This window comes from Mycolicibacterium xanthum (assembly GCF_019710635.1).
GTDB lineage: Bacteria > Actinomycetota > Actinomycetes > Mycobacteriales > Mycobacteriaceae > Mycobacterium > Mycobacterium xanthum.
On sequence record NZ_JAIFZS010000011.1, the window covers coordinates 60,017 to 74,583 of the forward strand.

At 71.4% G+C, this 14,567-nt stretch carries 12 protein-coding genes; 6 read left to right on the forward strand and 6 right to left on the reverse strand.

What is annotated here, in order from left to right; translation table 11 throughout:
- Positions 1-56 precede the first annotated feature (56 nt).
- Genes JDV09_RS06450 through JDV09_RS06460 form a run of 3 tightly spaced genes read left to right on the forward strand, consistent with a single transcriptional unit; the run spans position 57 to position 1,405 of the window.
- Positions 57-281, forward strand: a complete 225-nt coding sequence (locus JDV09_RS06450) for a hypothetical protein (protein WP_221368295.1) — start codon at positions 57-59, stop codon at positions 279-281.
- Entirely contained in the window at positions 278-1,135 is an 858-nt protein-coding gene (locus tag JDV09_RS06455) for an oxygenase MpaB family protein (RefSeq protein ID WP_221368296.1), read from the forward strand. Before JDV09_RS06450 ends, JDV09_RS06455 begins: the two co-directional genes overlap by 4 nt.
- A gap of 9 nt (positions 1,136-1,144) precedes the next feature.
- Positions 1,145-1,405, forward strand: a complete 261-nt coding sequence (locus tag JDV09_RS06460) for a hypothetical protein (protein ID WP_221368297.1) — start codon at positions 1,145-1,147, stop codon at positions 1,403-1,405.
- Here JDV09_RS06460 and JDV09_RS06465 read toward each other — a convergent pair.
- A complete protein-coding gene (locus tag JDV09_RS06465) occupies positions 1,372-3,108 on the reverse strand; it encodes an MmpA family trehalose lipid delivery protein (protein WP_221368490.1) in 1,737 nt (578 codons plus the stop codon). The two genes, JDV09_RS06460 and JDV09_RS06465, sit on opposite strands and share 34 nt — an antisense overlap.
- A gap of 11 nt (positions 3,109-3,119) precedes the next feature.
- Positions 3,120-4,328: a cell envelope lipid trafficking protein PgfA gene (gene pgfA, locus JDV09_RS06470; protein ID WP_221368298.1), complete on the reverse strand. Its 1,209-nt coding sequence runs from the start codon at positions 4,326-4,328 to the stop codon at positions 3,120-3,122.
- A 207-nt stretch (positions 4,329-4,535) separates the two neighbouring features.
- On the opposite strand from pgfA, the gene JDV09_RS06475 reads away from it, so the two are divergent.
- Complete coding sequence (locus JDV09_RS06475) at positions 4,536-5,720, forward strand: acyltransferase family protein (protein WP_308124031.1); 1,185 nt, start codon at positions 4,536-4,538, stop codon at positions 5,718-5,720.
- Positions 5,721-5,781: 61 nt separating this feature from the next.
- On the opposite strand, the gene JDV09_RS06480 is transcribed toward JDV09_RS06475, so the two are convergent.
- Genes JDV09_RS06480 through JDV09_RS06490 form a run of 3 tightly spaced genes read right to left on the reverse strand, consistent with a single transcriptional unit; the run spans position 5,782 to position 11,708 of the window.
- Positions 5,782-7,251 (reverse strand): AMP-binding protein, encoded by a 1,470-nt coding sequence (locus tag JDV09_RS06480; RefSeq protein WP_221368299.1) that lies wholly within the window; start codon positions 7,249-7,251, stop codon positions 5,782-5,784.
- Positions 7,190-11,518, reverse strand: a complete 4,329-nt coding sequence (locus JDV09_RS06485; RefSeq protein ID WP_221368300.1) for an alpha-(1->3)-arabinofuranosyltransferase — start codon at positions 11,516-11,518, stop codon at positions 7,190-7,192. The genes JDV09_RS06480 and JDV09_RS06485 overlap by 62 nt, the downstream gene beginning before the upstream one ends.
- 16 nt (positions 11,519-11,534) lie before the next feature.
- Positions 11,535-11,708 carry a DUF2613 domain-containing protein gene (locus JDV09_RS06490; RefSeq protein WP_014813542.1) on the reverse strand — a complete coding sequence of 58 codons (174 nt, stop codon included), beginning with the start codon at positions 11,706-11,708 and terminating at the stop codon, positions 11,535-11,537.
- Between the two features lie 81 nt (positions 11,709-11,789).
- Here JDV09_RS06490 and JDV09_RS06495 point away from each other — a divergent pair, with 81 nt between their 5' ends.
- Both JDV09_RS06495 and JDV09_RS06500 read left to right on the forward strand, forming a co-directional pair.
- Entirely contained in the window at positions 11,790-12,983 is a 1,194-nt protein-coding gene (locus tag JDV09_RS06495; protein ID WP_221368301.1) for a glycoside hydrolase family 3 N-terminal domain-containing protein, read from the forward strand.
- Between the two features lie 64 nt (positions 12,984-13,047).
- Complete coding sequence (locus tag JDV09_RS06500; RefSeq protein ID WP_221368302.1) at positions 13,048-13,692, forward strand: TetR/AcrR family transcriptional regulator; 645 nt, start codon at positions 13,048-13,050, stop codon at positions 13,690-13,692.
- 8 nt (positions 13,693-13,700) lie between these two features.
- On the opposite strand, the gene JDV09_RS06505 is transcribed toward JDV09_RS06500, so the two are convergent.
- Positions 13,701-14,552 (reverse strand): MaoC/PaaZ C-terminal domain-containing protein, encoded by an 852-nt coding sequence (locus JDV09_RS06505; protein ID WP_372452857.1) that lies wholly within the window; start codon positions 14,550-14,552, stop codon positions 13,701-13,703.
- Between the last annotated feature and the right edge of the window lie 15 nt (positions 14,553-14,567).

A 14,567-nucleotide genomic window follows, 5' to 3' on the forward strand; every position in this document is an offset into this window, starting at 1 on the left:
GAACTTGATGTGCGGTATTGCGGACATCGCCGGTTATCGACGTTAACATAGTGGCCATGCTCAGCGTCGTGCGCCGGGTACTGGACTACGAGATGACCATCGCCGAATGGTTCGGCGTCGCGGTTCTGCTCGCGACGCCGTACCTGGTGATCGGCCTGATCTGGTCGCTGACCCACACCGATCGCCTCGCCGGTCTCGGCGGGCCGCAGCAGGTGGTGTACTTCCTCGGATCGATCGTCGCGTGGCCCGTGTTGCTGGTCCCCGGTCTGTGCCCGACATGACCGCCAACCGCATCATCATCACCCGCTACACCGCGCGCTGGGACGACGGGCCGGTACGGGCCGCCGATGCGATGGACTTTTGGTCGTTCGCCGCGGGTGCGGCCAACGTCGTGATGCAGCTGTCGCGCCCCGGTGTCGGGCACGGCGTCGTGGAGAGCAAGGTCGAATCGGGCAGCCTGATGAAGCACCCGTGGAAGCGGGCCCGCACCACCTTCCAGTACCTGGCCGTCGCGGTGATCGGATCCGACGACGACCGGGCCGCGTTCGGCCGGGCCGTCGACACGGTGCATCGCCAGGTGCGGTCGGGTCCGTCGAGTCCGGTGCGCTACAACGCCTTCGACCGCGACCTGCAGATGTGGGTGGCGGCGTGCCTGTTCGTCGGGCTGGAGGACACCTACCAGCTGCTACGCGGACGGATGACAGCGGAGCAGGCCGAGCAGTTCTATCTGTCGGCCCGGCCGCTGGGCACCACGTTGCAGGTGACCGACGACCAGTGGCCGCTCACCCGCGCCGAGTTCGACGACTATTGGGACGGTGCGTGCCGGCAGGTCGCGATGGACGACGTGGTGCGCGGCTATCTGATGGACCTGATCAAGCTGCGGATGATCAATCCGCTGCTGGCGCTGCCTTTTAGGCCGCTGCTGAAGTTCCTCACCGCCGGGTTTCTGGCCCCGGTGTTCCGCGATGCGCTCGGCCTGGGCTGGGGGTCGGCCCGGCAATGGTGCTTCGAGCGGTTGTTTCTGTCGGTGGCGTTCGTGAACCGCTTCCTGCCCGGCCTCATCCGGCAGGGCGGCAGTCATCTGCTGCTGGCCGATGTCCGGTTGCGGGTTCGCCGGCAGCGCAGGCTGGTTTGAGGGGTGACGATGACAGGTCTGCGCGCTGCCATCCGCCGAGCGCTGAGCCGGCGGGTCAGTGTGGCCGGCATGCTGGAGTTCGGGCTGTGGCTGCTGGTTCCCTACGTGGTCATCGGGCTGGTGTGGGCGTTCTTCCACGTCGAGCAGGTGGAACAGCTCGAGGAACTGCTGAACAGATATCTGCCGGCGGGTGCGGACATGGGCGCCTATCTCCTGGTCGGTGGGCTGTGGCCGGTCTATCTGGTGTCGCCGCTGCTCTGCGGGCTGTGAACCCGGCGCCGGCGTAGCCCCAGCAGCATCACGGCCAGACCGGCACCGAGCTGACCCAGCCACACCGCGTGCGCGGCGATCAGCAGCGTTCGGTGCGTCGACGGCGGCGTGTCCCCGCCGACCGCGTAGACCGCGATATCGGCGTCGCGGTAGGCCACCGGCAGCTCCGGTGGCCGGTCCTGGGGACCCTCGACGACGACCCAGCCCACGCCCGCTTCGGCGAGGCGGTCGCGGTCGACGCCGGACACCACCATCTGCTGGATCTCCCGGGCGCGGGTGCCCTCGCCGGGGATGAGCCGGCCCGCGATGACGAGATCGCCGGTGCTGAGCACGTCGGCGCTGACCCAGCGGGGCAGCGGGTCCAGCACGGGTGCGTCCCCGGCCCAGCCGAATCGCCGCATGCTGTCCACGGGGAGCACGGCCACCGGCCGCGGGTCGGCGTTGATGGTCGCTGCCGCGGCCTGCCAGCCGGGTGGATAGTGCACCGGCACCAGACGGCCACCCACCCCCCAGGCCAGGTCCGGCAGCGTCGCCACCAGCGCCGCACAGCACACCGCGGCGGTGGCCACCGCGGGCACCCGCGGGCGCAGCGCGATGACGGCCGCCGCGCCCGCCAGCGCGTAGGCCGGCATCGCCAGTGCCACCCACTTCTGCCCGTCCCGGACCACGCCCAGGCCCGGCGCCGCCCGCACCACCGCCTCCACCGCGGCCAGGCCCGGGCCGGTCGCCGCCAGCGCGGGAACCACGACGGCGACGGCCGCGAGCACCAACAGCGGCACCGCGGTGCGGCGCCGGATCAGGGTGGGCACCCCGGCCGCAACCACACCGAGCAGGACAACGGCCGAGGCGATGGCGAAAAGCGTTGTCCGCGAAGCCGGTACCGCCTCTGCGTTCCAGATGCCACCCAGGCTGGCCAGGCTGCCCAGCGTGCCGAGGCCAGGCTCGGCGCGCGCCGCGAACGACGCCGTCCCCAGGTCGCCGTGCTGTTCGGCCCAGCCCGTCGCCACGGCCGAGGCGACCAGCCACGGCAGCGCAGCGCCCAGCGCCGCGGCCAGGCTCAACGCGGCGCAGACCCACCGGGGTCGGCCGTCACCCGGAGCCAGTGCGCAGGCCAGCGCGGTGAGGGCGGCCAGTATCAGCCCGGTCGGTGTCAGCCCGGCCAGCGCCACCCAGAACAGCACCGCCCCGATGCCGCCGAAATGGCATTCCGGCAGGCGCCCTCTCGCACTTTCACTGCTGGAATGCCATTTCGGCGGACGGTGGGGCGTCGCTCCGCGCAACCTCAGCACCGCGGCCGCCACCCACGGCAGGCTGCCGTAGCCCACCAGCAGGCTCCAGTGGCCCTGCAGCAGGCGTTCGGCGACGTACGGATTCCACACCGCCACGGTCGCCGCGACGCATTGCCCCGCCACACCGGCGTCGGGCAGCACCGCGGCGACCAGCCGGGCCGCACCGTAACCGGCCGCCCACAGCCCGGCCACCAGCAGTGTCTTGACCACGACCCCGCCGTCGAGCAACGACGAGGCCAGCGCCACCGCGAAATCCTGCGGCAGCGCCCGCGGCGCGGCCTCGGACAGGCCCAGCGCAGCGTCGGACAGGTAGGACCGCGGCGTCGACACCGCATCCCGCAGCAGCAGGTACCCGGGCGCTCCCAGCGGCCCCGCGACGGCCAGGGTCAGCGCCAGCGCGTAGACCGGCGGAATGAACCGGGCGATCAGACCGGTTTGTCCGGCGGCAGATCCGAGGGCCGCTGCGCGGGCAGTTTCTCGGTCTTGGCCTCGGCGCCGGGTACCGGTTCGCCGTCGTCGTCGCGGTGCCCGAAGAACCGGCCGCCGGTGTCGTCGAGCCCCGGATCGGTCAGCATCGACTCCGTCCGCAGCGCGAAGGCGCCCAGCAGCGCGCCGCCGATCAGCGCGACCAGGCCGAGTGCGGTGAACGTGATCGGCAGGATGCGGCCCCACAGTGCGATCCGGTCGCGTTCGTCCTGGGCGGCCGCGACCTGGGACTCGACGGTCTCCTCGTTGCTGGTCACGGTGTAGTCGGCGAAGGTGATCTCGGGTTCGAGGGCCTCCCGAGCGTAGTAGTGGTACCCGCGGTCGGCCTGCTTGACGATGGTGCCCGACACCGGGTCGACCCAGAAGGTGCGCTGGGCGGCGTAGTAGCGGGTCATCGTGATCGGCTCTTCGGGATCCTCGGCTTCGATTCCCCACAGCCGGGCCGGCGCGGTCGCCTGGCTGTCGGCGTCGTCGTCGTAGAGCGAGGCGTACTTCACCGGGTCGACGAGCTTGCCGTCGGCGTCGAAGCCGACGTTCTGGGTGAACTTGTAGGTGGTCAGCCCGTTGACATCTTCCTCGCCGTCATAGTTGGCGTCGAACGCCTTCTGGGCGATCGGGTCGAAGAACGGGTAGGTCTTCTTCTCGGTGTCGAACGGGAACCGGTAGGTCAGCCCCTCATGCGGCAGCGCGATGTTGGTGGGCGGCTCCTCGTCCTCGATCGCGCGGGGCTTCTGCACCGCGCCACCCGGGTTGCTGTCGCTGGAGACGGCCATCGCGGTCTCGCGGTTGAGCGTCACGGTATCGACCATCGCCAGCAGCAGACCGTTGTCCTGCTGCTGGTCGGTACGCCGCAGCGAGCTGCCGACCTGCAGCGTCACCACGTCGGCATTGGCCGGCGACTCGACGCTGATCTGCTGCTGCTGCACCAGCGGGACGTCCTCGTTGACGACGAACCGGTCGGCGTTGAGCGACGCGGGATCGAACGCGGTGCCGGTGCCGTCGGAGACCAGCGTGGCATCGATGTCCAGGGGGACCTTGGAGATCTTGCCCTTGGTATAGGTGGACAGCAGCAACGCGGCAATGAGCAACGCGGCTCCGAGGCCCATGATTCCGCACGCGGCGATCCTCAGCGCGACTGCGCGGTTCAATACCGTGTCTCCCTTCGCGTACCGCCACGAACCCGGGCCCGGGCGCGTGGCGGCAAAACCCGTTCGACCCTAACAGCCGGAACCTGGGCCGTCGCTCACTACGAGCGCTTCGCGGAACCGCACCTCTCCCACCGGACCAGGCCGGTCGGTACCCGCTTGACTACCCGTTTTCACCGCGGCCGCGCACCGCGGGGCACACTGTTGGGCGTGACCGCACCGGTGACCGTCGCCGATGAGAACTCCGTCGGCGGGACGCGGGGGTTCCTGCCCGCCGTCGAAGGGCTGCGCGCCTGCGCTGCCATCGGGGTGGTGGTCACCCACGTGGCGTTCCAGACGGGCCACACCACCGGCGCCGTCGGTCGGCTGCTGGGCCGCTTCGACCTGGCTGTGGCGGTGTTCTTCGCGCTCTCCGGTTTCCTGCTGTGGCGGGGGCACGCCGCCGCGGCGCGCGGGCTGCGGTCGCGCCCGGCCACCGGGCACTACCTGCGGTCCCGCATCGTGCGCATCATGCCGGGATACCTGGTCGCGGTCGTCGTGATCCTGACGCTGCTGCCCGACGCCCAGGCCGACCTGACCGTCTGGCTGGCCAACCTGACGCTGACGCAGATCTATGTCCCGCTGACGCTGACCGCCGGGCTCACCCAGATGTGGAGCCTGTCGGTCGAGGTGAGCTTCTACCTCGCGTTGCCGCTGCTGGCCCTGCTGGCGCGCCGGCTCCCGGTCCGGGCCCGGACACCGGCGATCCTGGCCACGGCGCTGGCCAGCCTGTTCTGGGTGCACATCCCGTTCGACGGCGCGTCGGGGCACAACCTGTGGAACTGGCCGCCGGCCTTCTTCTCCTGGTTCGCCGCGGGCATGGTGCTCGCCGAGTTGACCGTGACACGGGTGGGCTGGGTGCACCGGCTGGCTCGCCACCGGATCCTGATGGCGCTGATCGCGGTGGCGGCGTTCGTCGTGGCCGCGTCCCCGCTGGCGGGCCGGGAGGGTCTGCACCCCGGTTCGATCGCCCAGGTCACCCTCAAGACGGTGATGGGCGCGGTCGTGGCCGGCGCGCTGCTGGCACCGCTGGTCCTGGACCGGCCCGGCACGTCGCACCGGTTCCTCGGCAGCGATTCGATGGTCACGCTCGGCCGCTGGTCCTACGGCCTGTTCGTGTGGCACCTGGCAGCACTGGCGATGGTGTTCCCGATGATCGGCGAGTTCGCGTTCAACGGGCACTTCACCGTGGTGCTGGTGCTCACGGTGGTGTTCGGCTTCGCGATCGCCGCGGTCAGCTACGCACTGGTCGAGTCGCCCTGCCGCAACGCGCTGCGCCGCTGGGAGAGAAGCAATTCCCCGACCCCATTGGACAGTTCGGTCACCGAGACGATCGAACCCGCCGTCGCGCGCTGACCGCCTCAGCCCGATTGCGCGGCCCGCCGCGCCTCAGCCCGATTGCGCGGCCCGCCGCGCCTCAGCCCGATTGCGCGGCCCGCCGCGCGATCACCTCGTCGCGGACCGCCGACCGGCGCGCCTTGCCCGCGTCATCACGCAACGGCCGGTCGGTGAACTCCACCGTGCGCGGCAGCTTGTGCGGTGCGATCCGGTCGGTCAGGAACGCGACCACCGCGTCGCCGTCGAGGCCCTGGGCCTCGACCGCCTGCACGATCACGTGCGGCACCTGCCCCAGATCGTCGTCGGGAACTCCGACCGCCAGGCTGGAAAGCACCTGCGGGTGCTCGGCCAGCGCCGCCTCGATCTCGGCGGGATAGACGTTGCGCCCGCCCACGGTGAACATGTCGACCCGGCGGTCGTTGAGGTACAGGAAGCCGTCGGAGTCGAAATAGCCCAGGTCGCCGAGCGAATCCCAGCCGTCGCGGGACCGGGCGGTGCTGCCGACATAGCGGTAGGTGGCCCGGCCGCCCTGGGCGGGCCGCATGTAGATCTCGCCCGGTACTCCCGGCGGGCACTCGACGCCGTCGTCGTCGAGCACCTTCATCTCCCCGGCCACCACCACGCCGACCGAGCCCGGGCGGGCCAGCCACTGGGCCCCGGAGATGAACGTCAGCGCCTGCAACTCCGTGCCGCCGTAGAGTTCCCACACCGCGTCGGGTCCGATCAGGTCGATCCAGGCGCGCTTCACCGCCGGCGGACACGGCGCGGCCAGGTGCCAGAACCGGCGGATCGAGGACAGGTCGTAGCGCTGCGGGTCGGCCCGGTACACCGGCAGCAGCCGCTGCATGATCGTCGGGACGGTGGTCAGGAACGTCACCCGGTGCTCGGTGACCAGACGCAGGAACTCGGCCGGCTCGAACCGCGGCATCACCACCAGGTGGTGGCCCTGCAGCAGGCCGATCGCGAACGTGGTGAAGCCGGTGTTGTGGCTCAACGGCACCGAGATGATCGTCACGTCGCCCTCCTGGGCGCCCAGCGGGTACCCGATCGCGGCGGGTACCCGGCTGTCGCCGCCGGCCTCGATCAGCTTCGGCCTGCCGGTGCTGCCGCCGGAGGCCATCGATTTCCACACCGGCGACACCGCCTCCGGCAGCGGGTCGTCGGTGAACTCCGCGCCCGCATCGACCGCCACATCGGGGGTCAGGCCGGTGGGATCGGCCCGGCCGACGAGCAGCGTCGGACGCCGCAGCCCGAGCAGCGCCGCCAGCTCCGCGTCGGGCAGCCGGGCCGACAGCGGCTGGGGGATCGCCCCGAGTTTCCAGCAGGCCAGCACCGCGTACACCCAGTCCAGGGAGTTCGGCAGCACGATCGTCACGTAGTCGCCGACCCCGACCCCGTGTGACGCGAACGCCCGCGCCAGCCGGTTGGTCGCGGCATCCAGTTCCGCCCGGCTGACCGTGACCCCGTCACAGGTGACCGCCGCGGCGTCAGGATCCCGGGCGGCCAGCGCCGATACCTGGGTTCCGATCGGCGGAACGGGATGCGTCATGGGCTCCATCCTGGTCGGCGGGTGCGCGCTGATGGCCGGATTCACCGGTGTGGTCGTCGGGAGCCGGAGCCCGGCCGGCGAAGGAGACGGTGGAGGTGGCCAGCGCCACCACCGAGACCAGCGCGAGCAGCTGCACCCAGGCCGAGTGCCCGACGTATCCGTCCACGGAACGCCACGGGTTCTGGCTGAGCACCGCTCCCGCCAGGATGAGGCCGCCCGCCACGGCGACCAAGGTGACTGTGTCGCAGAGCTTCTGGCGGAAGCGCAACCGATATCGCAGGATCAGCCAGGCACCGGCGAGCAGTGCCCCCGCCCATCCGGAGATCACCGTGGCGGCGCACAGGCTCGCCGCCGCCGGCACCGCCGGGCGGGGCCGCCACGGCCGGGCGGCGGGCGCCGGCGGACGGACCCGGCGGCCCGGAACGGCCGCCAGCAGGGCCAGCAGCGGCAGCAGCGCCATTCCGCCGATCAGGCCCACGCGGTAGCCGGTGTTGGAGTCGAAACTCAGCGTCACGGCACCCGAGGTGCCGGCGGGCAGCACCCAGCCCTGCTGCCAGCCGTTGACGGTGACGGCGCGCAGTTCGGCGCCGTCCGTGCCGCGCGCGGTCCACCCGGGGTTCACGCTCTCGGGAACCACCAGAATCCGTTCGGTCTCCGACGGCGGCACCTCGACGTCGCGTCGGTCGTTGCGCCACCCGCCGGTGGATACCGGCGCCGTGACCGCGGGGGTGATCTCGTGGGCCTGCGGCGCGTCGAGCGTGACGCCGTCGACGATCAGCGCCGGGCCGGGGCTGATCAGGAGTTCCTGCTGACCGGCGGGCAGCGTGATCGGCTCACCGCGGCAGGGTTGTGCCGGGATCGGGCGGTTGTCCAGCAGATCACCGACCGTCGTCGCCACCGACGTCTGGACGAACTGTCCGGCCACCGCGATGATCGGTCCGCGACCGCACGGCAGGGTGATGCTCCGGTCCCGGTTGGTGGCCGCGTCGGCGGCGTCGATCGAGGCCCCGAGTTCGTCGAGCGCGACGATCTCGGCCAGTCCCGGCGGTTTGAGCTGATCGAAACCCAGTGCGGTGCGGTCGATCACGTCGTCCCAATCGAGCAGGGACACGGTGATGGTGTCGGTGCGGCGGGGCTGCAGCTGCAGCGTCTGGGTGCGGTCGGACAGTCGGCGCACCTGCGGGCCGCCGCCGAGGTCCACGGCGATCATCCGTGGATGGGCCGGCAGCGCAGAGGAGCTCGGCGCGACGCGCAGCCCGGCCACCGTGCGCGGCGACGGCAGTTTCAGCACCAGGGTGGGCGGGGTGTGCGGCTGTACCACCCGCTGGGGTGCGGTCCACGAGGTGCCCGGATCGCCGTCGGTGGCGGCGTAGGCGGATCCCAGCACGTCGATCGGGTCGGCATCGCCCGCGGCGCGCACCGTGCCCGGTTCGGCGATCAGATCGGCCAGGTTGGGTCCCTGCCGGGCCCGGACCCAGACGGTGGGGGTCACCGGTGTGGGTTCGGGCACCGTCAGCGTCCGACTCAGGTTCACCGGCTCCTCGGAGGCCAGCGCCATCAGCGCCGCGCACCGGGTACCGGTCGGGCTCTCCGCACAGCCCGGGCGTCCGAGCAGTTCGGAGCCCAGGTCCCATTGTGCGACAGCCGAACCGGGCGGTGGCCCCGGCACCTCGACGGTGTGGCGCAGGTTGATCGGATGGGCGAAGCCGTTGGCGTCGTACTGGGTGACGCTGAAATCGGTGATGCCGAACTGGACGCCGGGTGACCCGTCGTCGGTGGCCACCGCGGTGATGCGGACCCACGGCGTCTCGCCGTAGGGCAAGGCGACGGTCACCGGCTGACCCGCCTCGTCGAACCGCACCGTGCTGGTGCCGTTGACGGTCGCCACCTCCAGCCGGCGCACCTGCGCGCCCACCGCGGTGGCGCTGGGGGTGATCGTGATGGTGGCGTTGGTGACCGGGTGGTCGAAATCCACCTGCAGCCACTGGCCGACCGCCGCCTGCAGCGCATTGGACACCCAGCTGGTCGACGCGTCGCCGTCGATGGCCGCCGCAGGCGACGATGCCGGAGAGACATTGGGCAGCGCCGTGGAATCCGCGGCCGAACTCGACACCGTGATCCGCCCGCCGTCCCACTGCCCGTACACCGTCTCGGCACCGTCGGCGGGATAGTCGGGCACCCGGTTGAAGGTGTGGCGGGCATCGTCGGGGGTGCGGATCGCCGACGTGTGGTCGTCGACCCTGCCGTAGTCGGTCTCCCGGGCCAGTGGCGTGTCGGTGACCGTGACCAGCGGCGCCGGCAGCCCGGCACGCTCGGCGTCCTGGGTCAGCAGCATCGGCCCCAGCGGTGGCTGCCCGGTCAGGCGGCGCCGCTCGTCGATCCGCAGCAGCGACTCCGGTCCGCCGTCCACCCGGGCCATCGAATCGGCGTCGGACAGATAGGGCGCCGCGGCCGCGTGCGCGCCGTCCACCCGGTAGATCTCCACCGCCGGATAGCGGGGGCGCAAGCCGCTGTCGGCGATGAACCCCTCCAGCGTGCCGGGGCCGACCGGGTCGCCGAACTCGGCCACCCTGGTCAGGCCCGGGGAACCGTCGATCGCGCGGTGCACCAGGATCGGACGGGCCGACCGTGCGGTGTCGGGGTCCAGGTCGTTGCGCACGACCACATACGAAATGCCTTGCCGGGCAAGCGTGTCCGCCAGGCCGTCGGACGGCCGGCCGGCCGCGAACAGGCGCTGCACCGAGTCCAGCGCACGGATCGTCTCCGGCGGCGTCAGCGGGATCGAGTCGCGCACCCCCCACGGGCTTTCGCCGAGCACCTGGAGCGGCTCGTCGTGGCTGTTGCCCCACACCTGGGTGGCGAACGGAGCGCCGGGGGCGACCAGCACCCGGCCCGCGGTGGGGGATCCGGTGTTGTGCTCGTCGAGCCACTGCGCGGTCTCGTGCCAGTAGCCGGGGATCGCGTCGAACGCGCCGGGCGGGGTCAGCCGGAAGGTCCAGGCGAGCGCGGTGGCCGCCGCCAGCGCCGAGAGCACCACGACGCCGACCGCGACGCGCTTGTCGTTCTCCGGATGAGCGAACGCGCCGCGCCACACCGCGCGTGGCGCGCTGCCGGGCAGCGGGATCCGGCCCAGCAGGTGGGCCAGTCCGAGCGCGACCGGCAGCCGCAGCAACGGCTCGAGTTTGTGCAGATTGCGCAGCGGGGTTCCGCCCGCGTCCAGGAATGCCTGCACCTGGTGGGCGATCGGCGAGCCCAGTGTGCCGGAGTATCCGGCCGCCAGCAGCACGATGCCGACCAGCAGCATCGTGATCAGCCGGCCCCGGGCCGGCATGCTGCGCAGCGCCAGCCCGGCCAGTCCGGCCGCGGCCACCAGCGTCGTCGCCAGCACCGCCACCGACCCGGTCACCAGCGGCGCACCCGCGGTCGCATTCGGCGCCACGTACGGGGTCCATGCGGCGGTCCCGCGCAGCATCTCGGTCAGCGACATCCACTGCGTCGTCACGCCGGAGGACTCGATGAAGTCCAGGAACGGTGGGCTGATCCGGCCCAGGTGCAGCAGCGCCACCACCCACCAGGTCACCGCCAGCGCGGTGCAGCCCAGCCACCAGGCGGTGAAGCGCCACCAGGTCCGATTGGGGCGATGGCAGAGCAGCCACACCACCGCGCACAGGCACGCCGACAGCGTCGCGACCGCGTTCACGGCGCCCATCAGCGCGATCGCCAGCGCCGAGCGCGCCGCCAGCAGCCGGATCCGGGAGGTTTCCGGGGAGGTGCCGGCCGACCCCCGCAAAGCGAGGATCATCGGCAGCAGCACCCACGGCGCGAGCATCATCGGCCACGTCTCCGACGAGATCGCGCCGAGCGTGGTCAGCACCCGCGGCGACAGCGCGAACGCGACCGCACCCAGCACCCGCGACGTCGGGGTGCCGATCCGCAGCGCCTCGGCGAGCCGAAGCAGGCCCCAGAAACCGACGGTGAGCAGCAGCGCCCACCACAGCCGCTGGGTCGCCCAGCCGGGCAGGCCGAGCAGGTCCCCGGCCAGGAAGAAGGCGCCGTGTGGGAACAGATATCCGTAGGCCTGGTTCTGGGCCTGACCGAACGGCAGGTCGCTGTTCCACAGCGTGAACGCGCGCGACAGGAAGCGCAGCGGGTTGGCGGTGAGGTCGAGCTTGGTGTCGGGGGAGATCTGTCCGGGTGACTGGGCGAACGTCAGGACCAGTGCCGCCGCGGCGGCCACCCACAGCCAGCGCCGCCGCAGCGGCGCCACCGTATCGGCGCTCGCGTCAGCTCCGGTCGCCGTACTCGACCCTGTTGAGCACCGATGACGCCGGATCGCCCGCCTGCAGCGGGGGCTTCGTGTCCTGCTGCACCATCAACGTCACCCCGAACACGGCCGCCGCACCCAACAACAACCCGACCACGATGCTGGCCGCGGCGGGCACGAGAAACCGATCCATGCGCGCCAAACTAGCACGCCAGGGAGTTTGGTCGGCCGTGCCGTGGATCGCGGCCGGCCAGTACCGCTAGGGTCGGGACGCATGGCCATGCGATCGACCGTGCCCGGCGCCCTGATCGGGGTGCTGGCGGCATCCTCGTTGCTGCTGGGCTGCACCTCTGGTGCTGATCAGGCGCCTTCCCCCGGACCCGCTTCCACGGTGTCGATGGCGGCCGGGCCCGTCCCGAACCTGGGCCCGCCGCCTGCTGCGCCGCCGCCTCCCGCGGCCCCGGTATGCGGCGATCCAGCCGCCATGAACACCCGCGACAAGCTGGCCCAGCTGCTGATGGTCGGGGTGACCGGCGCCGCCGACGCGCGGGCGGTGGTCGAGAACCAGCACGTCGGCGGCATCATGATCGGCAGCTGGACCAACCTGTCGATGCTGCCGGGGGGCCTGGCCGACATCGCGGCCACCGCGGGCCCGCTGCGGCTGGCGGTCAGCGTCGACGAGGAGGGCGGCCGGGTGTCCCGGCTGGCCGGCCTGATCGGCAGCCAGCCGTCACCGAGGGCGCTGGCGCAGACCAGCACCCCCGAACAGGTCCGCCAGATCGCCTTCGACCGCGGCAACCAGATGCGGGCCCTGGGGGTGACGATCGACTTCGCCCCGGTCGTCGACGTGACCTCGGACGCGGACGGCGTCATCGGTGACCGGTCGTTCGGCTCGGACCCCACGACCGTCACCGATTTCGCCGGTGCCTACGCCCAGGGGCTGCGTGACGCCGGGGTGCTGCCCGTGCTCAAGCACTTCCCGGGGCACGGCCACGGGTCGGGCGACTCGCATGCCGGCAGCGTCGTCACCCCGCCGCTGGACCAGCTGAAGGCCGACGATCTGGTGCCCTACCGCACGCTGACCCCCCAGGCGCCGGTCGCCGTGATGGTCGGTCACATGCAGGTGCCCGGCCTGACCGGCAGCGAACCGGCCAGCCTCAGCCCGGCCGCGTATGCGCTGCTGCGCTCCGGCGACTACGGCGGCCCGCCGTTCAACGGTCCGATCTTCACCGACGACCTGTCCAGCATGCGGGCGGTCAGCGACCGCTTCGGGGTGGCCGACGCGGTGCTGCGTGCCCTGCAGGCGGGTGCCGACGTGGCCCTGTGGGTGACCACCGCCGAGGTTCCCGCGGTGCTGGACCGGCTCGAACAGGCGGTGGCGGCCGGCGAGCTGTCGATGGCCGGCGTCGACGCGTCGGTCCAGCGGATGGCCGCGATGAAGGGCCCGTCCCCGAGCTGCGGCGGCTGATCGGTTCCCCGGTGCTTACCCTGGGGTAGGGAACAGTTCGCCTCTCGGTCAGGAAGGCTCGCTCATGGCAGGTGGAACCAAGCGGTTGCCGCGTGCCGTTCGCGAGCAGCAGATGCTCGACGCCGCGGTGCAGATCTTCTCGGTGAACGGCTACCACGAGACGTCGATGGACGCGATCGCCGCCGAGGCGCAGATCAGCAAGCCGATGCTGTACCTGTACTACGGCTCCAAGGAGGAGTTGTTCGGTGCCTGCCTGAACCGTGAGCTGGCCCGGTTCGTCGACGAGGTGCGCAACCAGATCGACTTCGACGAGGCGCCCAAGGAGTTGCTGAGAAACGCGGTTCTGGCGTTCCTGAAGTACATCGACGCCCATCGCGCGTCGTGGATGGTGCTCTACACCCAGGCGACCAGCTCGCAGGCCTTTGCCCACACCGTGCGGGAAGGTCGCGAACAGATCATCGAGCTGGTCGGGGGCCTGCTACGTGCCGGCACCCGGCATCCCGAGCCGGACACCGACTTCGACATGATGGCCGTCGCCCTGGTCGGCGCCGGGGAGGCGGTCGCGTCGCGGGTGAGCACCGGTGACGCCGACGTCGACGATGCCGCCAAGCTGATGATCGACCTGTTCTGGCTGGGCCTGAAGGGCCGGCCCGCCGAACAGTCGGGTGGCGCCGCCGAGGTCGACGCATCCGTCGGCGCGCCGACCTGACGCCGGTTTCACAACCCGCTGACCGTGCCGGTCAGGTGCGGGTAGCCCTTGGTCAGGTGGCGCAGCGTCAGCTCCCAGCCGTCGGCGCTCCGGTCGATGTAGAGTCCGGCCCTGGCCGGCAGCACCACCGGCTTGGCGAACCGCACCGAGTAGGCCACCGCGTCGGGTAGTTGTCCCTCGATGTTGGCCAGCACGGCCGCGGCGCTGAACATTCCGTGGGCGATCACCGTCGGGAACCCGAACAGCTTGGCGGCCAGCGCGTTGGTGTGGATCGGGTTGTGGTCCCCGCCGACCGACGCGTAGTGCCGGATCTGGCCGGGCGTGATCCGCAGCACCGCGTTGGGCGGCGGCAGCTTCGGCTGCTTCTGCGGTTCCGGCTTGGGCTCGCCGGACAGGCTGGTGCGCTGCTGATGCAGGAACGTGGTCACCTGATGCCACGCCGTGTCGTTGCCGACGCTGACGTCGGTGACGATGTCGACCAGCAGACCCTTGCGGTGCTCACGCAGGTTCTCGGCGTGCACCGCGACACCGACGGTGTCGGTGACCGCGATCGGCCGGTACCGGGTGATGTGGTTCTCCACGTGCACCGAACCCATTGCGGCGAACGGGAAGTCGAAGCTGGTCACCAGTGACATCACGGTCGGGAAGGTCAGTGCGAACGGGTATGTCAGCGGCAGCGTGTCACCGAAACGCAGACCGGTCACGTTCGCGTAGGCGGCGACGTTGTCGGCGTCGATGGGCAGTTCGCCGACGGTCAGCGTGCGGTCGGGCAGGCTGTCGCCGCGCGGGACGAAGGGCAGCGCGCCCGCAGCGGCCCACAGCAGGTTCTTCAGCCCGGAGGGCTGTTGATCGCTCATCATCTGTTGGTTCGCTCG

What these genes read in the sequence shown, in the direction of transcription:
- JDV09_RS06450 (WP_221368295.1), top strand. Translation starts at nt 57, where the DNA reads ATGCTCAGCGTCGTGCGCCGGGTACTGGACTACGAGATGACCATCGCC.
- JDV09_RS06455 (WP_221368296.1), top strand. Translation starts at nt 278, where the DNA reads ATGACCGCCAACCGCATCATCATCACCCGCTACACCGCGCGCTGGGAC.
- JDV09_RS06460 (WP_221368297.1), top strand. Translation starts at nt 1,145, where the DNA reads ATGACAGGTCTGCGCGCTGCCATCCGCCGAGCGCTGAGCCGGCGGGTC.
- JDV09_RS06480 (WP_221368299.1), bottom strand. Translation starts at nt 7,251, where the DNA reads ATGACGCATCCCGTTCCGCCGATCGGAACCCAGGTATCGGCGCTGGCC.
- JDV09_RS06490 (WP_014813542.1), bottom strand. Translation starts at nt 11,708, where the DNA reads ATGGATCGGTTTCTCGTGCCCGCCGCGGCCAGCATCGTGGTCGGGTTG.
- JDV09_RS06495 (WP_221368301.1), top strand. Translation starts at nt 11,790, where the DNA reads ATGGCCATGCGATCGACCGTGCCCGGCGCCCTGATCGGGGTGCTGGCG.
- JDV09_RS06500 (WP_221368302.1), top strand. Translation starts at nt 13,048, where the DNA reads ATGGCAGGTGGAACCAAGCGGTTGCCGCGTGCCGTTCGCGAGCAGCAG.
- JDV09_RS06505 (WP_372452857.1), bottom strand. Translation starts at nt 14,552, where the DNA reads ATGATGAGCGATCAACAGCCCTCCGGGCTGAAGAACCTGCTGTGGGCC.